We start from the raw sequence: 18737 nt of genomic DNA, 5'->3' as shown, positions 1-18737 counted from the left end.
GGCTCCCCCGTACACCCCCTTTCCTGGAGACAGCCATGCCTGTGGTCCCCCAGCGCGGCGACGTGCCCGTGACCGTCGACGAGTCGAAGTGCATCGACGGCTGCACGCTCTGCGTCGACATGTGTCCGCTCGACTCGCTCGCGATCCGCGAGGAGGACGGCAAGGCCTACATGCACGTGGACGAGTGCTGGTACTGCGGCCCGTGCGCCGCCCGCTGTCCCACCGGCGCGGTGACCGTCAACATGCCCTACCTGCTCCGGTGAAAGGCCGAACTCCCATGCAGTCGCACAGACTCGCCCTGACCCTCCCCCTCGCCCTGCTGCTTCCGCTCGCCACCGCCTGCGGGAGTGACGGGGCGGGCGGCTCCACCGACGGGAAGACGGTCACGGTGACCGTCGGCTACCAGTCGAAGACCATCAACACCGTCACCGCCGGCACCCTGCTGCGCTCCCTCGGCTACTTCGAGGAGGAGCTCGCGCAGCGCGGCGGGAAGGACGGTGTCACCTACAAGGTCGTGTGGCAGGACTACGCGACCGGCGCACCGATCACCGCGCAGATGACCGCGGGGAAGATCGACATCGGTTCGATGGGCGACTTCCCGCTGCTCATCAACGCGGCGCGCGGCAAGCAGCTCAAGGAGCCGACGCGGCTGGTCGCGGTGACCGGGTACAACCTGCGCGGCGGCCTCAACACCGTCGTCACCGCGCCCGGTTCACCGCTGCGGACGCTGAAGGACCTCAAGGGCCGAAAGGTGTCCACGAGCGTCGGCTCGGCCGCCGACGGCACGCTCGTCCGGGCCCTGCGGCGAGCCGGACTGGACCCCGCGAAGGACGTCCGGAAGGTCAACCAGCAGCCGAGCGTGGGTGCTTCGGCGCTGGCGGCGGGCACAGCCGACGCGCTCTCCCAATTCGTCGCCTGGCCCGGTCTGCTCGCCTTCCAGGGCCGGGCGACCGCGCTGTACGACGGCGCCGAGCTGAACCTGCCGACCTTCCACGGGGTCACCGTCCGCGAGCGGTTCGCGAAGGAACGCCCGGAGGTCCTCGACGCGTTCCTGCGCGCGCAGCGGCGGGCCACGGACGAGCTGCGCACGCGGCCGGTGGCCTCGGCCGAGTCGGTGGCGAAGGAGACCGGACTGCCCGCCGAGGTGGTCTACCTCTACAACGGCGCCCAGGGCATCGCCACCTTCGACCCGGAGCTCCGCGCCGAGCTGGTCGCCGCGCTCAAGGAGGACGTGCCGGTCCTGAAGGAGGCGGGCCTGGTGAAGGACGTCGACGTGGACGCCTTCGTCGACGCGGCTCCGCTGCGGCGGGCGGTGCCGGGCGCCGCGTACCCGAGGGCGGGCGCCGCCAGGTCCGAGCTCTGGCTGAAGGGGCAGGACGCGACCCGTGCCTTCGACAGCCCGAAGGCCCTCCTCAAGGCGGTCAAGGGGGCCGCGGTCCGGGCCGCGTACGTGCCGGACGCGGTGACCGGGACGCTCTGGTTCGCGGACCGCGCCGTCTGGGTCGAGGACGCCGGCGAGTGGCGCGCCTTCGTGACCCGGGAGGGCGCGGAGCGGTACGTCTCCGGGCACGCCGGCTCCCGGATCCTTGCGTACGCGGACGCCGTGAGGCTGGTCTCGTGAGCCTCGGCCGCCGCCTGGTCCGGGTGGCCTCTCCGCTCGCGGCGCTCGGCGTCTGGCAGCTGCTGACGTCCCTGGACGTCAACCTGTGGCTGCGGTTCGAGCAGTTCCCCACGGTCGTCGAGGTGGCCTCCGCCCTCGCCGACCGGATCGGCACCGAGGCGTACTGGCAGGACCTCGGCCACAGTCTGCGCCGGATCGCGCTGGGCTTCCTCCTCGCGGCCGTCCTCGGGGTGGCCGCCGGGACGGCCGTGGCCCGGTCCCGGTGGGCCGCCGACGTCCTGGGCCCGCTGGTGGAGGTCGTGCGGCCGATCCCCGCCATCGCCCTGGTGCCGGTCGCGATCCTGCTGCTCCCCACCAACGAGCAGGGGATCGTCTTCATCACCTGCGCCGCCGCCCTCTTCCCCGTCCTCGTGTCCACCCGGCACGCGGTGCGGGCGCTGGACCCGGCGTGGGAGGAGGCCGTGCTCACCCTGGGCGGTGGCCGGGCCCGGGTGCTGTTCTCGGTGGTCCTCCCGGGCTCCCTGCCGGGCATCTTCGGCGGCCTGTCGGTGGGCATCGGCGTCGCCTGGATCTGTGTGATCTCGGCCGAGATGATCTCCGGCGAGTACGGGGTGGGCTACCGCACCTGGCAGGACTACACGGTCGTCGACTACCCGGGGGTCTTCGTCGGCATGGCCACCATCGGCGTCCTGGGCCGGCTCACCTCCACCGCGGTCGAGGCGCTCGGGCGCCGGGTCACCGCCTGGCTGCCGCGCCCCGCCGAGCGCGGCACGGACGTCCCCTCCCGCGCACCGGGCTCCCCCGCGGACGCCGCCCCCACCCGTACCGCCGTCGTCGTCCCCGTACCCGAGAAGGAGCCGGTGCCATGAGCGCTGCCGTGAGCCCGCCGACCGCCGCCCCGCCGACCGGCGCGGAACTCGCCCTGCACGGCGCCCGGCTCGGCCACCCGGACGGCGCCGCCGTCTCCGGGCCCGTCGCGCTGCGAATCGCGCCCGGTGAACTCCTGACCGTGGTCGGCCCCTCCGGCTGCGGGAAGACGACCCTGCTCCGGACGCTCGCCGGGCTGCTGCCCCCGCTGGAGGGGCGGGTCACCCAGGACGGGGAGCCGGTCCGGCGGCCCGGCGCCGACCGGGCGCTCGTCTTCCAGCACGACGCCCTGCTGCCCTGGCGGTCGGTCCGCGCCAATGTGGAACTGCCGCTCGCGATCCGCCGCGTCCCCCGCGCCGTGCGGCGCGCCACGGCGGAGGAGTGGCTGGAGCGGGTCGGGCTCGCCGGGCACGCCCACAAGCTGCCGGGCCGGCTGTCCGGCGGGCAGCGGCAGCGCGTCCAGCTGGCCCGCGCGCTCGCCGGACGGCCCCGGGCGGTCCTGATGGACGAGCCGTTCGGCGCGCTCGACGCGACCACCCGCGCCGGGATGCAGGACCTGCTCGTCGAGATCCTGCGCGGCACCGGCGCGACCGTCGTCTTCGTCACGCACGACGTGGACGAGGCCCTCCATCTCGGCGACCGGGTCGCCCTGTTCGCGTCCGGCGAGGTCCTGGACGTGCCGCACCCGCGCGCGCGGGACGCCCGGCACCTCCCGGCGACGGAGGCGCTGCGCCGCCACGTCCTCGACTCCCTCTGAAAGCCCTCCGAAAGGCACCCTGTGGACACCCCCCTGACCGTCCCCGACCTCTCCGCGGCGACCGAGCTCTCCTGCGATGTGCTCGTCATCGGCGGCGGCACCGCCGGCACGATGGCGGCGCTGACCGCCGCCGAGCGCGGGGCGGACGTCCTGCTCCTGGAGAAGGCGCACGTCCGCCACTCCGGCGCCCTGGCCATGGGCATGGACGGCGTCAACAACGCGGTGGTGCCCGGCCGGGCCGAGCCCGACGACTACGTCGCCGAGATCACCCGCGCGAACGACGGCCTCGTCGACCAGTCCACCGTCCGGCAGACGGCGACCCGCGGCTTCGCGATGGTCCGGCGCCTGGAGTCGTACGGGGTGAAGTTCGAGAAGGACGAGCACGGGGAGTACGCGGTCCGGCAGGTGCACCGCTCCGGCTCCTACGTGCTGCCGATGCCCGAGGGCAAGGACGTGAAGAAGGTCCTCTACCGGCAGCTGCGGCGGCGCGAGATGAGGGAGCGGATCCGGATCGAGAACCGGGTCATGCCGGTCCGGGTGCTCACCCACCCGGACGACGGCCGGGCCGTCGGCGCGGCCGGGTTCCACACCCGCACCGGGGAGTTCGTCGTCGTCCGCGCGGGGGCCGTCGTCCTCGCCACCGGCCCCTGCGGTCGGCTCGGCCTGCCCGCCTCCGGCTACCTCTACGGGACGTACGAGAACCCGACGAACGCCGGCGACGGCTACGCGATGGCGTACCACGCGGGCGCGGCGCTCACCGGCATCGAGTGCTTCCAGATCAACCCCCTCATCAAGGACTACAACGGACCGGCCTGCGCCTACGTCGCCAACCCCTTCGGCGGGTACCAGGTGAACCGGCACGGCGAGCGGTTCGTCGAGTCCGACTACTGGTCGGGGCAGATGATGGCCGAGTTCGCGGCCGAACTCGCCTCGGACCGGGGCCCGGTGTACCTGAAGCTGAGCCATCTCCCCGAGGAGACGATCGGCGCCGTCGAGTCGATCCTGCACACCACCGAGCGGCCCACCCGCGGCACGTTCCACGAGAACCGGGGGCACGACTACCGGACCCACGACATCGAGATGCACATCTCGGAGATCGGCCTGTGCGGGGGCCATTCGGCCTCCGGGGTACGGGTCGACGACCACGCCCGCACGACCGTGCCCCGGCTGTACGCGGCCGGCGACCTGGCCTCCGTACCGCACAACTACATGATCGGGGCCTTCGTCTTCGGCGACCTGGCCGGCGAGGACGCGTCACAGTACCGGGCGTACGACGGCGTGCTGGACCAGGAGCAGATCGCCGCCGCGCACGAGCTCGTCTACCGGCCGCTGCGGAACCCGGACGGTCCGCCGCAGCCCCAGGTCGAGTACAAGCTGCGCCGGTTCGTCAACGACTACGTGGCCCCGCCGAAGACGGGCGCGAAACTCTCCCTGGCCGTGGAGGCGTTCGACCGGATGTCGGCGGAGATCGCCGGGATGGGGGCGCGCACGGCCCACGAACTGATGCGGTGCGCGGAGGTGTCGTTCATCCGGGACTGCGCCGAGATGGCGGCGCGGGCCTCGCTCGCCCGGACGGAGTCGCGCTGGGGCCTCTACCACGAGCGGCTCGACCACCCCGAGCGGGACGACACGGGCTGGCTGCACCATCTGGACCTGCGCAAGTCTCCGTCCGGGGCGATGGAGTTCACGGCGCGGCCGGTCGAACCGTACCTCGTGCCGGTGCCGGAGTTCGCCCCGCCCGGCGGCCCCGAGCGGCACCTGGGCGAGGTGGCGCTCGTGCCGGTGGCCACGGCCGGAGCGCGGGACGCGGCCCCGGCGGCCGTGGTTCCCCGTCCGGCCGCCTCCGGCTCGCCCGCCGGGGTCCCCGCGCCCACCGGACCCCACCCCCGGCTGCTCCGGCTGCTCGCGCTCGTCGAGGACTCCCCCGACCTGGAGGCCCTCGGCCCCTACCTGGACGACGCCGATCCGTCCGTGCGGGCCGCCGCCGTCACCGCGCTCGGGGAGACCGCGCCCGCCGGCGTCGGTCCCGTGCTCGCCGCACGGCTGCGAGACGGAGCGGCGCCGGTCCGGGCCGCCGCCGCGGCCGCCCTGCGGGAGCTCGTCGAGGTCCTCCCCGCCGAACCCGCGCTCGGGGAAGGGCTCCGGGAGGCCCTCGGCGTGCCCGATCCGGCCGTGCGCGCCGCCGCGCTCGACGTCCTGCGGGCCCTGCGCCTCGGGGACGCCCCGCTCTACGCGGGAGCGCTCGGCGACGCCGCCGTGGAGGTGCGCGTCCAGGCCGTACGGGCCCTGGTCTCGGTGGACGCGGTCACCGAGCTCGGGCGGGCCGCCGCCGACCCGGCACGCGAGGTCCGGGTCGCGGTGGCCCGTGGACTCGCGGCCGTACGGGCTCCCGCGCCGGAGCCGCTGGCGCCGCTGCTCGACGACCCCGACCCCCTGGTGAGGGGCGCGGCCCTGGCCGCGCTCGCGGGCACCGGCTGCCCTCCGTCGTACGCGGCGGGGGCGGGCGCGGCGCTCGGCGACGGCGCCTGGCAGGTGCGGTCCGGGGCGGCCACCGCGCTCCGGGCGGCCCCGCCGGGCCTCGCGGTCCCCGCGCTGGCGGGGGCGCTCGCCGATCCGAACGCGGACGTGCGCAAGGCCGCCGTCCTGTCGCTCCTGGCCCACCGGGCCGAACCGGCCGCACGCGCCGCGCTCGCCGGGGCGGCCGACGACCCGGACGCCGACGTCCGGGCCTACGCCTCCCGCGCGGGTCGCTGACCCGCTGCCGTGTGCAGGTGCTGGGCACGCGGCCGGGCGGGCGAGGCGGGGAGGGTCCCGCTGAGGGCGAAGCCGCCGGCGAGGGCGGTCCGGCACGACCCCTCGTTCCCGACGGCGTGCACGAGCTCCAGGGTGCGCCCGACGAACGGGCTGTCGGGGCCCGCCGCCCATCCGGCGGCGAGGACCAGGGCCCGGGACGCGATCCGGCGCCCGCGCGCCTCGGGGGCGGTCCAGTAGCCGGCCCGTACGGGTGCGGCGGGGGTGGCGGGGGACGGCTGCGCCCCCGGCTCGGTGCCCGCGCTCGGCTCCGTGGCCGTGAGGGCGACGTGGCCGACGGGGGCCTGGAGAGCGGGGAGGTCCTCGACGACGGCGAACGCCGCCCTCGTGCCGGCCGCCCATCCCCGGTGCTGGGCGTCGACCCAGGCGCGGGCCTGCTCGGTGGTGTCCAGGTGGGTGGCGAGCCAGGCCCGCAGCTGCGGGTCCCGGTGGTGGCGCACGAGCGCTGCCGCGTCCTCGTGGGTCCACGGGCGGAGCAGCAGCGGGGCGGTCCCGTCGGCCGGGGTCTCGCGGAGGGTGATGTGCGGGCGGTGCATCTCCGGACGGTATCGCGCCCTTCGGCGGGGCCGGGCGGGTGGTTGTCGGCGGCACGTGGGTGAGTGCGCGCTTGCGGTGCGGCGGGGCGGGGAAGGGGCGCACGGACTCAGGGGACTCAGGACGACGACGAGGAGGTGGTGCCGGTGTCGGGGCCGACGACCGGGGACGCGATGGGAGCGCCGTGCTGGCTGAATCTGTCCGCACGCGATCTGGAGGCGGCGAGGCGCTTCTACGGGGCGGTGCTCGGGTGGACCTTCCGGCGGGGCGCCCTCGGCGACGCGTACGTGGTGGGTGAGCGGGACGGGGTGCCGGTGGCCGGGATCGCGGGGGTGGCCGCGGAGATGGCTGTGCCCGTGGCCTGGACGGTGTTCTTCGCCGTGGACGACGCCGACGCGGCGGTGGCGCGGATCCGGGAGCGTGGCGGCACGGTCGGCGTGGGGCCGCTGGCCTACCCGCCGCGGGGCCGGGCGGCGCTCGCGACGGATCTGGAGGGCGCGTTGTTCGGTGTGTGGGAGGGGCGTCTGGTCTCGCGCTGGCACGTCGGCGAGCGGCAGGCCCCGGCCTGGCTGGAGCTGCACACCCGCAACGCCTTCGACGCGGCCGTGTTCTACGGCGGGGTGCTCCGCTGGGCGGACGGGAGCCCGGGCGCCAGCGAGGTGTCGTACGAGCACGACCGGGTGGTGCTGCGGCGGGACGGCGAGGCCGTCGCCCGGCTCGACAGCGGTCCGGTGGAATCCGCCTCGCCCAGTCCCCAGTCGCGGCCCCGCTGGCTGGTCCGGTTCCGGGTGCGCGATCTCGCGGCGGCGCGGGCGGCGGTCGTGGCGAACGGCGGTTCCGTGGTGCCGGGCGGCGAGTGGGCCGGGGTGCGGCCCTCGGGCGGCGAGGACGAGCGGCGGGTGGTGGTCCGGGACCCGGAAGGGGCGCTGTTCACCGTGGAGGAGGAGGACGAGGGGTGACCCGGCGCATGTGATCCACGGCTCCCTGTTCGGCGACTTCTTGTGTGGACCATAGATGATCCTGCATTCTTCATCTCACGCAGGATCAGGTTCGGCATACGTGCTGACTGTCGGAAGGGAAGGGCCCCATGAGCGGCGAGCGCCCCGAGCTGTACGAGATGTTCGACGAGCGGTTCCGCACGGGACGGTGCATGAACGGCGACGACGCGCTGGAGGTCCTGTACACGGGCTGCCGCTGGGCCGAGGGGCCGATCTATCTGCCCGCCTGGCGGCAGCTGGTCTGGAGCGACATCCCGAACGACCGGATGCTGCGCTGGGACGAGGAGACGGGCGCCGTCGGCGTCTTCCGCCGCTCCGCCGGGCACACCAACGGCAACACCCTCGACCGCGAGGGCCGGCTGATCTCCTGCGAGCAGGGCAACCGGCGCGTGACCCGCACCGAACACGACGGAACGCTCACCGTGCTCGCGGACCGGTGGCAGGGCAGGCGCCTGAACAGTCCGAACGACGCGGCGGTGAGGTCCGACGGCTCGATCTGGTTCTCCGACCCGGACTTCGGCATCACGAGCGACTACGAGGGGTACCGCGCGGAGAGCGAGATCGGCGCGAACAACGTCTACCGGATCGATCCGGACAGCGGCGAAGTGCGGCTGGTGGCCGACGGGTTCGCCGCGCCGAACGGTCTCGTCTTCTCCCCTGACGAGAGCAGGCTGTTCGTCTCCGACACCCGCGCGGGCCTGATCCGGGTCTTCGACGTGCGCGAGGACGGCACGCTCTCCGACGGCAAGGTCTTCGCCGACGCCTCGGCCCGCGAGAACGCCCGCTTCGACAATCTCCGCTTCGACGCCGACGGCCGCCTCTGGGCCGCCGCGATGAACGACGGGGTGCACTGCTACGACCCCGACGGCACCCTGATCGGGCGACTCAACGTCCCGGAGGCGGTCGCCAACATCTCCTGGGGCGGGGCCAAGCGCAACCGCCTCTTCATCGCCGCCGAGACCAGCCTCTACTCGGTGGTCATGGCCGTCACGGGTACCCACCCGGCCGGCCCCGGCCGCCGGCCCTGGCTGGACGCGGCGGCCTGAGGCACGGCCCTCCGGCGGTCAGTTCGCGGCGGCGCGGGCGGCGACGCGGGCGAGCAGCCGCTCGCGCTGGGCCGGGTCGGCCGCCAGGTCGATCGCCGTCCACGCCATCGCCAGGCCCCCGTCGAGGACGGCACGGTCGGCGGCGGCCGTGGTGCCGTACCGGGTGAAGTCCGGGTGGTGCATGATCGTGTCGCCGCAGTCGTACCCGATGGACGGATGGATCGTCGGGACGACGTGCGAGACGTTGCCCATGTCGGTCGAACCGCCGCGCAGACCGGGGTCGTCGGGAAGGACGGTGCGGCCGAGGGCCTCGGCGGCGGCCTGGTAGCTCCGGCCCATCGCGAGATCCTGGCGGAGGTCGGCGTAGTCGTTGCCGACGGTCTCCAGGAGGAGGTCGGCGCCGGTGGCGAGGGCTCCGGCCTCGAAGCAGGCCCGCACCCGCGCCTGGAGCTCGGCGAGTTCCTCGCTGGTGCCGGCACGGACGTCGTACGTCGCGGTGGCGCGGTCCGGGATGACGTTCGCCGCGTCGCCGGCCGAGGTGACCACTCCGGAGACGACGGCGCCGGGGATCATCTGCTGGCGGTGGGCGGCGATCGCGACCTGGGCGATCATCATCGCGTCGGCGGCGTTCACGCCCCGGTGCGGCATCGCGGCGGCGTGCGCGGGGACCCCGGAGTACGCGACGGAGAGGCTGCTGATGGCGAGGGTGGTGAGGCCCACGGCGTCCTGGGGTGCGGCGTGCACCATCATGGCGGCCGCCACGTCGTCGAAGGCCCCGGCGCGGAGCATGTCGACCTTGCCGCCGCCCGACTCCTCGGCGGGGGTGCCGAGCAGCGCGACGGTGAGGCCGAGGTCGTCGGCGAGGGGCGCCAGGGCCAGGGCGGCGGCCACGGAGGCCGAGCCGTTGACGTTGTGACCGCAGGCGTGACCGATCCCCGGGAGCGCGTCGTACTCCGCGCAGATCGCGACGACCAGGTCGCCGGTGCCGGCGGTGGCCCGGAAGGCGGTGGGCAGCCCGTACGCCTCGCGGGTCACGTCGAAGCCGGCGCGCTCGACGAGGTCGGTGATGCGGCGGGCCGCGCGGTGCTCCTCGTAGGCGAGTTCGGGGTCGGCGTGCAGGGCGTGGCTGAGCCCGATGACCGCGTCCCGATGGCGGGTCAGGGCGGCCCGGCTGTGGTCGCGGGCGGCGGTGATCGTCGTCATCGGAGGTCCTTGGACGGGGTGCGGTAGAGGAGGGAGGCGGCGCCGCCGGCGATCGAGATCACCGCGCACAGCACCCAGGAGGTGGTGTAGGCGCCGAGGTCCGGCAGGGTGTGGCCGGCGGGGGTGTGCCCGGCGAAGACGGTGAGGACCGCGGCGGCGCCGAGCGAGCCGCCGACGTTGATGATCAGCTCGTTGATGCCGGAGCCGACGGAGGTCCGGTCGTGCGGGACAGACTCGACGGCGAGCGTGCGCGTGGAGTGCTGGAGGAAGCCGTTGCCGAGTCCGGCGAGCGCCGTGCCGAGGAGGAAGAGCGGCGCCGAGGAGTGCGTGGCGAGGACGAAGCCGTACCCGACGGCCATGAGGGCGGAGCCGGTGACGAGGGTGAGCCGGTCGGTGACGCGGGCGGCGACGGCGGGGGCGGCGAGCGCGCCGAGGGCCATCGCGAGGAGGTTGGGGAGCAGCCCCAGGCCGATCGCGACGGGCCCGTAGCCGAAGCCGTACCCGGTCTCTGCGGGGCTCGTGCCGAGGAAGACGGAGTGGGCGACCTGAAGGCCCAGCATGCAGAAGCTGAAGGCGAGCGTCACGACGGAGACGACGACCACGTTGCGCCGGGCGAACATCCGGACGTCGATCATGGGCTCGGCGGTGCGGAGCTCCACGAGCACCCACAGGGCGGTGACGAGCACGCCGCCGACCAGGGTGACGAGGGTGCGGGCGGAGGTCCACTCCCAGCCGGGGGTGCCGCCGAGACCGAGGGCGAGCATCAGGGCGACGAGACCGACGGAGAGCAGGACCGCACCGGCCCAGTCCACGGAGCCGCCGGGGCGGTCCTCGGACTCGGGGAGCAGGGGCCAGGTCAGGGCCAGCGCGACGCTCACGCCGATGGCGGGCACCCAGAGGGCGGCGGTGGGGCTGTCGACGGTCGCGGCGACGACGCCGCTGGACAGCAGGCCGAGGGTGAGGCCCCCGATGAGCGCGGCGACCATGCGGCTGATGCCGCGGCGGCTCTCGGCGTCGCCGCCGTCGGGGCGGTTGCGGAGGATGCCGACGAGGAGCGGGAAGAAGCCCGCGATGGCGCCCTGGAGGATCTGGCCGGCGAGCAGCACCGGGAAGGAGCGGCTCAGCCCGACGAGGACGGAGCCTGCGATGACGATCGCGAGGTTCCAGCGGAGCAGGCGGCGGTGGCCGTAGAGGTCGCCCATGCGGGAGAGGACCGGCGTGAACGCGACGCTCGCGAGCAGGTTCGCGATGCTGATCCAGTTCAGGTCGGCGGCGGTGACCTGCAAGGTGTCCGTGAGGCCCTTGAGCAGCGGGGAGAGGAAGCCCTGGGTGATGCCGCTGGAGAGCTCGACGAGCACGACCGAGGCGATGACCGCGCCGGCGGGCACGGGGCGTACGGCTCTTCTTCGTACGGGGGCGGTGCGGGTACCGGCGTCCGTCATACGTACTACCTCTTCGGGAGGGCCGCGTGGGCTCGATGGGGAAAGGGGGCCGCCCGGCGGGTGGGGCACGGGGGCGGAAGATGCACCACAATGTGGCGAGCGAACCGCACTTCGGGCAAGAGTTGACCGTGAAGACGGCCGATTGCGGCAACGGGTGGGGTGTCCACGGCGGATTCGGGCACGAGGGGATCGCGCGAGGCGCCATCGGGCGGGCACGCGGCCGGCGGGAGAGGAGGCGGAATGACGACGGAAGGGGCGACGCGGCACGGAGGCGGTGCCGGTGCCGGTGCCGGCATCGCGGCCGGCGGTTCCGGTGTCTCGACGGGTGCCGGCATCGCGGCCGGCGGCGGTTCCGGTGTCGCGGCGGGTGGCGGTGTCGCCGGTGCACGGAGCGAGGGTGCCGGTGGTGCCGCGCCCGGCGGCGGCCTGGACGCGCTGGACCACGGGATCCTGAAGGTCCTGCACCGCGACCCCCGCGCACCGTTCGCCGAGGTCGCCGCGGCCGTCGGGGCGCACGAGCGGACCGTCGCGCGGCGCCTGGAGCGGATGACCGCGGACGGGCGGGTCGCGTTCGTGGCGGCGCTCATCCCCGAGTACCAGTACGAGGGGGTGACGGCGGAGATCGCCGTACGGTGTGCGCCGGGCCGCGTCCACGAGGTGGCGCTGACCCTCGCCGCCCTGGACGAGACGCGGTCCGTGGAGATCGCCACCGGGGCCCTCGACGTGTTCGTCGAGCTCCAGGCGGCCGGTCACGACGCGCTGCTCACCCTCGTGGACACGGTCATCGGCCGGCTCGACGGGGTCGTGGACATCCACTCGGCGGTGGTGCTCCGGCTGCTGCTCACGGCCAGCGACTGGGCACCGTACGACGACGAGCCCACGGACGTGCGGCGGCGCGCCATCGAGGGCACGGCGCTCCCGGAGCCGCCGGTCGTGGACGAGCTCGACCGGCGGCTCGTCGAGCTGCTCCGGCGCGACGCCCGTATGTCGACAACCCGGCTCGCCCGGGAGCTGAGCGTCGGCGAGACGACGGCGCGGCGGCGCCTGGCCCGGCTGACGGCCTCGCACGTGCTGCACCTGCGGCTGCACGCCGACCCGGCGGTTCTGGGGTATCCGGTGGAGGCGCGGTTCCGGCTCGGGGTGCCGCACCGGGAGCTCGATCCCGCGATCCGGCTGCTCGCGCGGGAACCGGCCCTGCGCCATCTGGTGGTCACGAGCGGCGGGACGAGCCTGCTCGGGTACTCCAGCCACCGCGACACCCGGGACTTCCAGGAGTTCACGGCGCGGGTCTTCGCCCGTCTGGAGGGCGTGACGTCGACGGAGACGGCGCTGCTGATGCGCACCTACAAGAGGGCGGGGTTCGCGGCGGTCCACGGCTGAGGGCCGGATGCCGGAGGGCCCCGGACGCCGGTGCCCCCGGCCACCCGTGCCGCCCCACGGACGCCGGAGCCGCCCCCGGCCGCCGGTGCCCCCCGGACAGCCGAGGCCCCGGACACCCGAGGCCCCGGACACCCGAGAGGGCCCCGCCGACCGCGTCTCCGTGGCCGGCGGGGCCCTCCGGGGTCCGGCCGCGCGCCTCTGCGGTCCGCGCGCCGGACGGGGTGGCGCCACCACGGGACCGTCCCCACGTACCCCGCGGCGGCGCGACCCGGTCGTCGCCCGCCGTCAGGCGGTGGTGGCCCGCGGGGTCGCGCGCGGGCCGGTCCCCGGCTCGGCGCCCGGGGCGTCGCCGGAGGCCGCGGTCGCGGCCTTGGCGGGGATCAGCGCGGCGACGACGGCGGCCACGAGGCCGACACCGCAGCCGATGAGCATCGCGACGCGGAAGCCGTCCTCGGAGGGCAGCGCGTGGCCGCCGAGGGTGGTGGTCATCTGGGCGAGGACGACGCCGATGACGGCGGCCGAGACCGAGGTGCCGATGGAGCGCATCAGGGTGTTGAAGCTGTTGGCCGAGGCGGTCTCCTCCTGCGGCACCGCGCCCATGATGAGGGCCGGCATGGCCCCGTAGGCGAGTCCGACGCCTGTGTTGCAGATGAGGGTCACGGTGAGCAGGCCCCAGGTGGAGCCCATGAGGGCGAGGGAGGAGCCGTACCCGACGGAGATGACGAGGGCGCCGACGGAGAGCGTGACCTTGGGGCCGCGGGCGGCCGAGAGCTTGGCGCCGAGGGGCGCCAGGATCATCATCATCAGGCCCGCAGGGGCCATCCAGAGGCCCATGGCCATCATCGACTGGCCGAGGCCGTACCCGGTCGCCTCGGGCAGCTGGAAGAGCTGCGGGACGACCAGGGACTGCGCGTACATGGCGAAGCCGACCAGGACCGAGGCCGCGTTGGTCATCAGGACGACCGGGCGGGCGGTGACGCGCAGGTCGACGAGCGGGTCGGGGGTGCGCAGCTCCCAGGCGCCCCAGCCGAGCAGGACGACGGCCGCGACGGCGAAGAGGCCGAGGGTGGTGCCGCTGCCCCAGCCCCAGGTGGCGCCCTTGGACACGGCGAGGAGCAGGGCGACGAGTCCGACGCCGAGGCCGAGGGCGCCCGGCATGTCGAAGCGGCCGGGGGCGGCGGCACGCCGTCCGTCGGGGACGACGCGCCAGATCAGGACGCCGACCAGCAGGCTGAGTCCGGCGGCGACCCAGAAGAGCACGCGCCAGCTGGCGTTCTCGGCGACGGCGGCGGAGAAGGGCAGGCCGAGGGCGCCGCCGACGCCCATGGAGGCGCTCATGAGGGCGATGGAGCCGCCGAGCTTCTCGGGCGGCAGGATGTCGCGGAGCAGGCTGATGCCGAGGGGTACGACGCCCATGCCGAGGCCCTGGAGTCCGCGTCCGACGATCATCGGGACGACGGAGGAGGCGAGCGCGCAGACGATCGAGCCGGCGACGAGCGGGATCACGGAGACGAGCAGCACGCGCCGCTTGCCGAGGGTGTCGCCGAGCCGGCCCGCCACGGGGGTGGCGACGGCTCCGGCCAGCAGGGTGGCGGTGATCACCCAGGAGGCGTCGGAGGCGGTGGTGCCGAGCAGTTTCGGGAGGTCGCCGATGAGCGGCACCACCAGGGTCTGCATGAGTGCGGCCACGATGCCGGCCATGGCGAGGACGCCGACGACGCCGCCGGGGCGGGCGTCGGGCTTGGAGCCGTCCACGGGTTCTCCCTCGGTACTTTCTTCGGTTTTCCGGAGCAGTCTTATGCATCATGCACATCAATTGCAGCATGCACAAGTTATGCAGGATGCACATAGTCACAGGACAGGAGAGAATGCCCTCATGGACAAGCCCACCCACCTGGTCGAGTTCGAGAGCATGCTGCTCGGGCGGCACGCCCACCTGTACGGGCCCCGCGCCCGGGCGGCCGGCGGCCAGCTCGACCGCAGCGCCTACGTCCTCCTCACCCGCATCCGGATGCACGGGCCGATGTCCATCGGGCAGCTCAGCGAGGCCTTCGGCCTCGACGCCTCCACCCTCAACCGGCAGACCGCCGCGATGCTGCGCGCCGGGGTCGTGGAGCGCATCCCGGATCCGGACGGCGGCATCGCCCGCAAGTTCCGCATCACGGAGGAGGGCGAGAGCCGCCTGGAGACCGACCGCGCCTCGAACATCGAGGGCCTGGAGCGGGTGATGGAGGAGTGGTCACCCGAGGACGTGTCCCGCTTCGCCGCCTACCTCGAACGCTTCAACCGCGACATCGAGCGGCTCGAAGGCCGCCCCTGGCCGCGGCCTTAGGGCTCGCCCTGGCCCACCTCACGCGCCGCGACGCATCGCGGCGCGCCGGTCCGCCGTCGCCAGGGCGGTGTTGGCGAGCGCCACGGCGGCGAAGGAGACGGCCCACACCGGCCGGTCGAGGGCGTGGAGCGCGACCGCCGCCGCGCCGAACACCAGGGCCTTCACGAGCAGAACGCCCGCGAGCGGCACAGGGAACCGCGCCCTGGGCGCGGCGAACAGACCCCACACGACAGCCGCGAGGCCGGGTGCCGCGATCGCGAGCAGCAGGCGGAGCGCCGTGTTCTCCGCGCTCTCCCACCCCCACCAGGCCAGTACGGCCAGGGCGGCGAGCTCCAGCAGGAACGCCAGCCCCTCGTTGAACACGTGCAGCGGAGCGGGCAGCTTCACCGGGGAACCTCTCGACGTCGATCACGCGCGCGGACGGCCCGAGCGTAGACGCCGTGCGCCGCTTCCGTCAGAAGTCTTTACCTCCGGGTGCGGCGGCGGTAACTTCCGCCCGACGCAAGACGTTTCAGAAACTTTCCGACTGCGTTTCCAACGATGCCGATCCCCGTCCCTCACCGGCCCGTTCGGAGACGCGCCTCCGCCTGGAGCTTCAGATGAGCCGCACTCCCCTCCTCCGGCCCGGACGCCCGGTGGCCGTCCTGGCCGTGGCCGCCGGCCTGTTCGGCCTGCTCGCCGCGCCACCCGACGACCCCTCACCCCGGACCACCCCGGCCGCGGCCGTCGCGGAGAACACCGCGACGGTCTTCTACTGGACGAAGACGAAGAACTGGGCCGCCCACAACCTGCATTACGCCCCCGACGGCGGCTCCTGGACCACGGTGCCCGGCGTCGCGATGGAGCCCGCCTGCACCGACTGGGTCAAGAGGACCGTGAGCCTCGGCACGGCCGCGGGCCTCCAGGCCACCTTCAACGACGGCAGCGGCACCTGGGACAACAACGGCGGCAGGAACTACGCCCTGGGCACCGGGAACATCACGGTCAAGGACGGGGTCGTCGCCCACTCCGACCCCTGCGCGGGCACCACGCCCGCCCCCGCCGCCGAGGCGACCGTCTACTACTCCACCGAGGCGCTCGGCTGGTCCACCGCCAACATCCACTACCAGCCCGCGGGCGGAGCCTGGACCGCCGTCCCGGGCGTCGGCATGCAGGCCGCCTGCGCCGGCTGGTGGAAGCGGGAGATCGACCTCGGTACGGCCGCCTCCCTCAAGGCCGCGTTCAACAACGGCAACGGGACCTGGGACAACAACGGCGGCTCCGACTACACGATCGGTACGGGCGTCTCCACCGTCCGGAACCGGGTGGTGACGGCGAACGCCGCCGATCCGTGCGCCGCGACCCCGCCCGACACGCAGGCACCCACCGCCCCGGGCGGGGTGACCGCCACCGCCGACGGCGTCTCGGTCCTGTTGAGCTGGGACCCGGCCACCGACGACCGGGGCGTGACGAAGTACCAGGTCACACGGACCGGCGGCAGCGGCGGCAGCGTGGTGACCGACGTCGGCTCCACGGTGTTCTCCGACACGAACCTGGCCGAACGGACCGCGTACACCTACACGGTGAAGGCCGTGGACGCCGCGGGGAACGTCTCCGCCGCCTCGGCCCCCGCGACCGCCACCACCGGCGACAGGCCGGCCACGCCCGCGACCGGCAGGCCGCTCGGCACCGATCCGCGCAAGGACCCGATCTACTTCGTCCTCACCGCCCGCTTCAACGACGGCGACCCGTCGAACGACCGGGGCGGCAGCCAGCACGTCAAGTCCGGCAACGCGGCCGACGACGACCCCATGTTCCGCGGCGACTTCAAGGGCCTCATCCAGAAGCTGGACTACGTCAAGGGCCTCGGGTTCTCGGCGATCTGGGTGACCCCGGTGGTCCTCAACCGGTCCGACTACGACTACCACGGGTACCACGGCTACGACTTCTACAAGGTCGACCCGCGCCTGGAGTCCGCCGGCGCCTCCTACCAGGACCTGATCGACGCCGCCCACGCCAAGGGCATGAAGATCTACCAGGACGTCGTCTACAACCACTCCTCCCGCTGGGGCGCGAAGGGTCTCTTCGTCCCGACCGTGTACGGCGTGCGGGACAGCCAGTGGAGCTGGTACTACGACGAGAAGCAGCCCGGCTTCGAGTACGACGGCCTGACCGTCGACGCGAAGACCGGCAAGTCGTACTACAACGGCGACCTGTGGTCGACGGCCGAGCCCACCGGCAACACCTGCGTCAACTGGGGCAAGCCCACGGGCGGCAAGAGCGCCGAGGGCTACACGGTCTACAACTGCCAGTGGCCGAGCCCCACGTCGGGGATGTTCCCGAAGGCGCTCTACCACCAGTGCTGGATCGGCAACTGGGAGGGCGAGGACTCCCGTTCCTGCTGGCTGCACGAGGACCTGGCCGATTTCAACACCGAGAACCCCGCCGTCCAGAACTACCTGATCGGCGCCTACGACAAGTACATCGACATGGGCGTCGACGGATTCCGCGTCGACACGGCCGTGCACATCCCGCGCACCACCTGGAACCGCCGCTTCCTGCCCGCCGTCCAGGAGCGGGTCACCCAGCGCCACGGCGCCGAGGCCGCGAAGAACTTCTTCGTCTTCGGCGAGGTCGCCGCCTTCGTCAACGACAAGTGGAACCGCGGCTCGGTGAACCACTCGGCGCAGTTCTACACCTGGAAGGAGCGCAAGGAGTACGACGCCGACGACACGAAGGCCGCTCTGGAGATGTACGACTACGAGCAGCAGCAGGGCACCGGCAACCAGCCCACCTCCACCAACGCGTTCCTGAACGGGAACAGCTACCACACCCCCGACCACAGCCGCTTCTCCGGCATGAACGTCATCGACATGCGCATGCACATGAACTTCGGTGACGCCCAGAACGCCTTCTCCAACGGCAAGGACTCCGACGACAGTTACAACGACGCCACCTACAACGTCGTCTACGTCGACAGCCACGACTACGGACCCAACAAGTCGAGCGAGCGGTACGCGGGCGGCACGGACGCCTGGGCCGAGAACATGTCCCTGATGTGGACCTTCCGCGGCATCCCGACGCTGTACTACGGCTCGGAGATCGAGTTCCAGAAGGGGAAGAAGATCGACTGCGGGCCGAGCTGCCCGCTGGCGACCACGGGCCGCGCCTACTTCGGCGACCACGTCGCGGGCTCCGTCACGGCCTCCGACTTCTCCCAGGTCTCCTCGGCCTCGGGGGCGGTCGCCACGACGCTCCAGCAGCCCCTGGTCCGGCACGTGCAGCGGCTGAACCAGATCCGCCGGGCGATCCCCGCGCTGCAGACCGGCCAGTACTCGACCGAGGGCGTCTCGGGCGGGATGGCGTTCAAGCGCCGCTACACCAGCGGCTCGACGGACAGCTTCGCGCTCGTCACGGTCTCGGGCGGCGCCTCCTTCACGGGCATCCCGAACGGCACGTACACGGACGCCGTCTCCGGCGACGTCCGCACCGTCACCGACGGCACCCTCTCGGTCGCCGCACCCGGCAAGGGCAATCTGCGGGTGTACGTCCTGAACGGTCCCGGCCGGATCGGCACGGCCGGTCCGTACCTGAAGTAGCGGACCCGGCAGGACCCGGCGGGGCCGACGAGGGGGTGGAAGAGCGAAATCCACCCCCTCGTCGCCATGTTCAAGTCAAGATTTTGTTACGCGAACGGGCTTGTCGGACAGAATGCTTCCTTCCGCCCCGCCCATCTGGGATCTTGCGTCCACCCCACACATCACAGG

The 18737-nt window shown here is 73.6% G+C and carries 15 protein-coding genes; 10 read left to right on the top strand and 5 right to left on the bottom strand.

The genetic code is table 11. The features are described 5' to 3' along the window. Positions 1–35: 35 nt before the first annotated feature. The 5 genes from IE237_RS16690 to IE237_RS16670 are packed head-to-tail and all read left to right on the top strand — an operon-like array spanning position 36 to position 5999. Positions 36–263: a 4Fe-4S dicluster domain-containing protein gene (locus IE237_RS16690; protein ID WP_041132702.1), complete on the top strand. Its 228-nt coding sequence runs from the start codon at positions 36–38 to the stop codon at positions 261–263. A 14-nt stretch (positions 264–277) separates the two neighbouring features. Then, positions 278–1621, top strand: coding sequence for an ABC transporter substrate-binding protein (locus tag IE237_RS16685; protein WP_189802748.1), 1344 nt, complete (start codon positions 278–280; stop codon positions 1619–1621). Continuing rightward, a complete protein-coding gene (locus tag IE237_RS16680) occupies positions 1618–2490 on the top strand; it encodes an ABC transporter permease (protein ID WP_189802747.1) in 873 nt (290 codons plus the stop codon). The genes IE237_RS16685 and IE237_RS16680 overlap by 4 nt, the downstream gene beginning before the upstream one ends. Then, positions 2487–3245: an ABC transporter ATP-binding protein gene (locus IE237_RS16675; RefSeq protein WP_189802746.1), complete on the top strand. Its 759-nt coding sequence runs from the start codon at positions 2487–2489 to the stop codon at positions 3243–3245. The genes IE237_RS16680 and IE237_RS16675 overlap by 4 nt, the downstream gene beginning before the upstream one ends. Before the next feature lie 21 nt (positions 3246–3266). Next, positions 3267–5999: a fumarate reductase/succinate dehydrogenase flavoprotein subunit gene (locus tag IE237_RS16670; protein ID WP_370468191.1), complete on the top strand. Its 2733-nt coding sequence runs from the start codon at positions 3267–3269 to the stop codon at positions 5997–5999. On the opposite strand, the gene IE237_RS16665 is transcribed toward IE237_RS16670, so the two are convergent. Beyond that, complete coding sequence (locus tag IE237_RS16665) at positions 5975–6592, bottom strand: GNAT family N-acetyltransferase (protein ID WP_189802745.1); 618 nt, start codon at positions 6590–6592, stop codon at positions 5975–5977. The two genes, IE237_RS16670 and IE237_RS16665, sit on opposite strands and share 25 nt — an antisense overlap. Before the next feature lie 135 nt (positions 6593–6727). Here IE237_RS16665 and IE237_RS16660 point away from each other — a divergent pair, with 135 nt between their 5' ends. Both IE237_RS16660 and IE237_RS16655 read left to right on the top strand, forming a co-directional pair. Then, the gene (locus IE237_RS16660) at positions 6728–7549 is read left to right on the top strand and encodes a VOC family protein (RefSeq protein ID WP_370468190.1); all 822 of its coding nucleotides are present in this window, start codon (positions 6728–6730) and stop codon (positions 7547–7549) included. Between the two features lie 128 nt (positions 7550–7677). After that, the gene (locus IE237_RS16655; RefSeq protein WP_189802744.1) at positions 7678–8634 is read left to right on the top strand and encodes an SMP-30/gluconolactonase/LRE family protein; all 957 of its coding nucleotides are present in this window, start codon (positions 7678–7680) and stop codon (positions 8632–8634) included. Positions 8635–8652: 18 nt separating this feature from the next. On the opposite strand, the gene IE237_RS16650 is transcribed toward IE237_RS16655, so the two are convergent. Both IE237_RS16650 and IE237_RS16645 read right to left on the bottom strand, forming a co-directional pair. Then, positions 8653–9837: an amidohydrolase gene (locus IE237_RS16650; RefSeq protein ID WP_189802743.1), complete on the bottom strand. Its 1185-nt coding sequence runs from the start codon at positions 9835–9837 to the stop codon at positions 8653–8655. Then, on the bottom strand, positions 9834–11279 hold the full coding sequence (locus tag IE237_RS16645) for an MFS transporter (RefSeq protein WP_189802742.1): 1446 nt from the start codon (positions 11277–11279) through the stop codon (positions 9834–9836). The genes IE237_RS16650 and IE237_RS16645 overlap by 4 nt, the downstream gene beginning before the upstream one ends. Before the next feature lie 240 nt (positions 11280–11519). On the opposite strand from IE237_RS16645, the gene IE237_RS16640 reads away from it, so the two are divergent. Further along, on the top strand, positions 11520–12659 hold the full coding sequence (locus IE237_RS16640) for an Lrp/AsnC family transcriptional regulator (RefSeq protein ID WP_189802741.1): 1140 nt from the start codon (positions 11520–11522) through the stop codon (positions 12657–12659). 285 nt (positions 12660–12944) lie between these two features. On the opposite strand, the gene IE237_RS16635 is transcribed toward IE237_RS16640, so the two are convergent. Next, a complete protein-coding gene (locus tag IE237_RS16635; protein WP_189802740.1) occupies positions 12945–14414 on the bottom strand; it encodes an MFS transporter in 1470 nt (489 codons plus the stop codon). A gap of 121 nt (positions 14415–14535) precedes the next feature. On the opposite strand from IE237_RS16635, the gene IE237_RS16630 reads away from it, so the two are divergent. Beyond that, positions 14536–14991: a MarR family winged helix-turn-helix transcriptional regulator gene (locus tag IE237_RS16630; RefSeq protein WP_189802739.1), complete on the top strand. Its 456-nt coding sequence runs from the start codon at positions 14536–14538 to the stop codon at positions 14989–14991. A gap of 18 nt (positions 14992–15009) precedes the next feature. Here IE237_RS16630 and IE237_RS16625 read toward each other — a convergent pair whose 3' ends face one another. Beyond that, the gene (locus IE237_RS16625; RefSeq protein ID WP_189802738.1) at positions 15010–15378 is read right to left on the bottom strand and encodes a YrdB family protein; all 369 of its coding nucleotides are present in this window, start codon (positions 15376–15378) and stop codon (positions 15010–15012) included. A 212-nt stretch (positions 15379–15590) separates the two neighbouring features. On the opposite strand from IE237_RS16625, the gene IE237_RS16620 reads away from it, so the two are divergent. Next, complete coding sequence (locus tag IE237_RS16620) at positions 15591–18569, top strand: carbohydrate binding domain-containing protein (protein ID WP_189802737.1); 2979 nt, start codon at positions 15591–15593, stop codon at positions 18567–18569. The last annotated feature ends 168 nt before the right edge of the window (positions 18570–18737 follow it).

Source organism: Streptomyces tanashiensis, assembly GCF_014648895.1.
Classification (GTDB): domain Bacteria; phylum Actinomycetota; class Actinomycetes; order Streptomycetales; family Streptomycetaceae; genus Streptomyces; species Streptomyces tanashiensis.
The sequence above is the reverse complement of the archived record's forward strand: the minus strand, read 5'-3'. Positions and strand labels throughout refer to the sequence as shown.

Coding starts and splice junctions, on each gene's coding strand:
- IE237_RS16630 (WP_189802739.1), top strand. CDS start 14,536: ATGGACAAGCCCACCCACCTGGTCGAGTTCGAGAGCATGCTGCTCGGG.
- IE237_RS16655 (WP_189802744.1), top strand. CDS start 7,678: ATGAGCGGCGAGCGCCCCGAGCTGTACGAGATGTTCGACGAGCGGTTC.
- IE237_RS16650 (WP_189802743.1), bottom strand. CDS start 9,837: ATGACGACGATCACCGCCGCCCGCGACCACAGCCGGGCCGCCCTGACC.
- IE237_RS16685 (WP_189802748.1), top strand. CDS start 278: ATGCAGTCGCACAGACTCGCCCTGACCCTCCCCCTCGCCCTGCTGCTT.
- IE237_RS16640 (WP_189802741.1), top strand. CDS start 11,520: ATGACGACGGAAGGGGCGACGCGGCACGGAGGCGGTGCCGGTGCCGGT.
- IE237_RS16620 (WP_189802737.1), top strand. CDS start 15,591: ATGAGCCGCACTCCCCTCCTCCGGCCCGGACGCCCGGTGGCCGTCCTG.
- IE237_RS16665 (WP_189802745.1), bottom strand. CDS start 6,592: ATGCACCGCCCGCACATCACCCTCCGCGAGACCCCGGCCGACGGGACC.
- IE237_RS16675 (WP_189802746.1), top strand. CDS start 2,487: ATGAGCGCTGCCGTGAGCCCGCCGACCGCCGCCCCGCCGACCGGCGCG.
- IE237_RS16690 (WP_041132702.1), top strand. CDS start 36: ATGCCTGTGGTCCCCCAGCGCGGCGACGTGCCCGTGACCGTCGACGAG.
- IE237_RS16645 (WP_189802742.1), bottom strand. CDS start 11,279: ATGACGGACGCCGGTACCCGCACCGCCCCCGTACGAAGAAGAGCCGTA.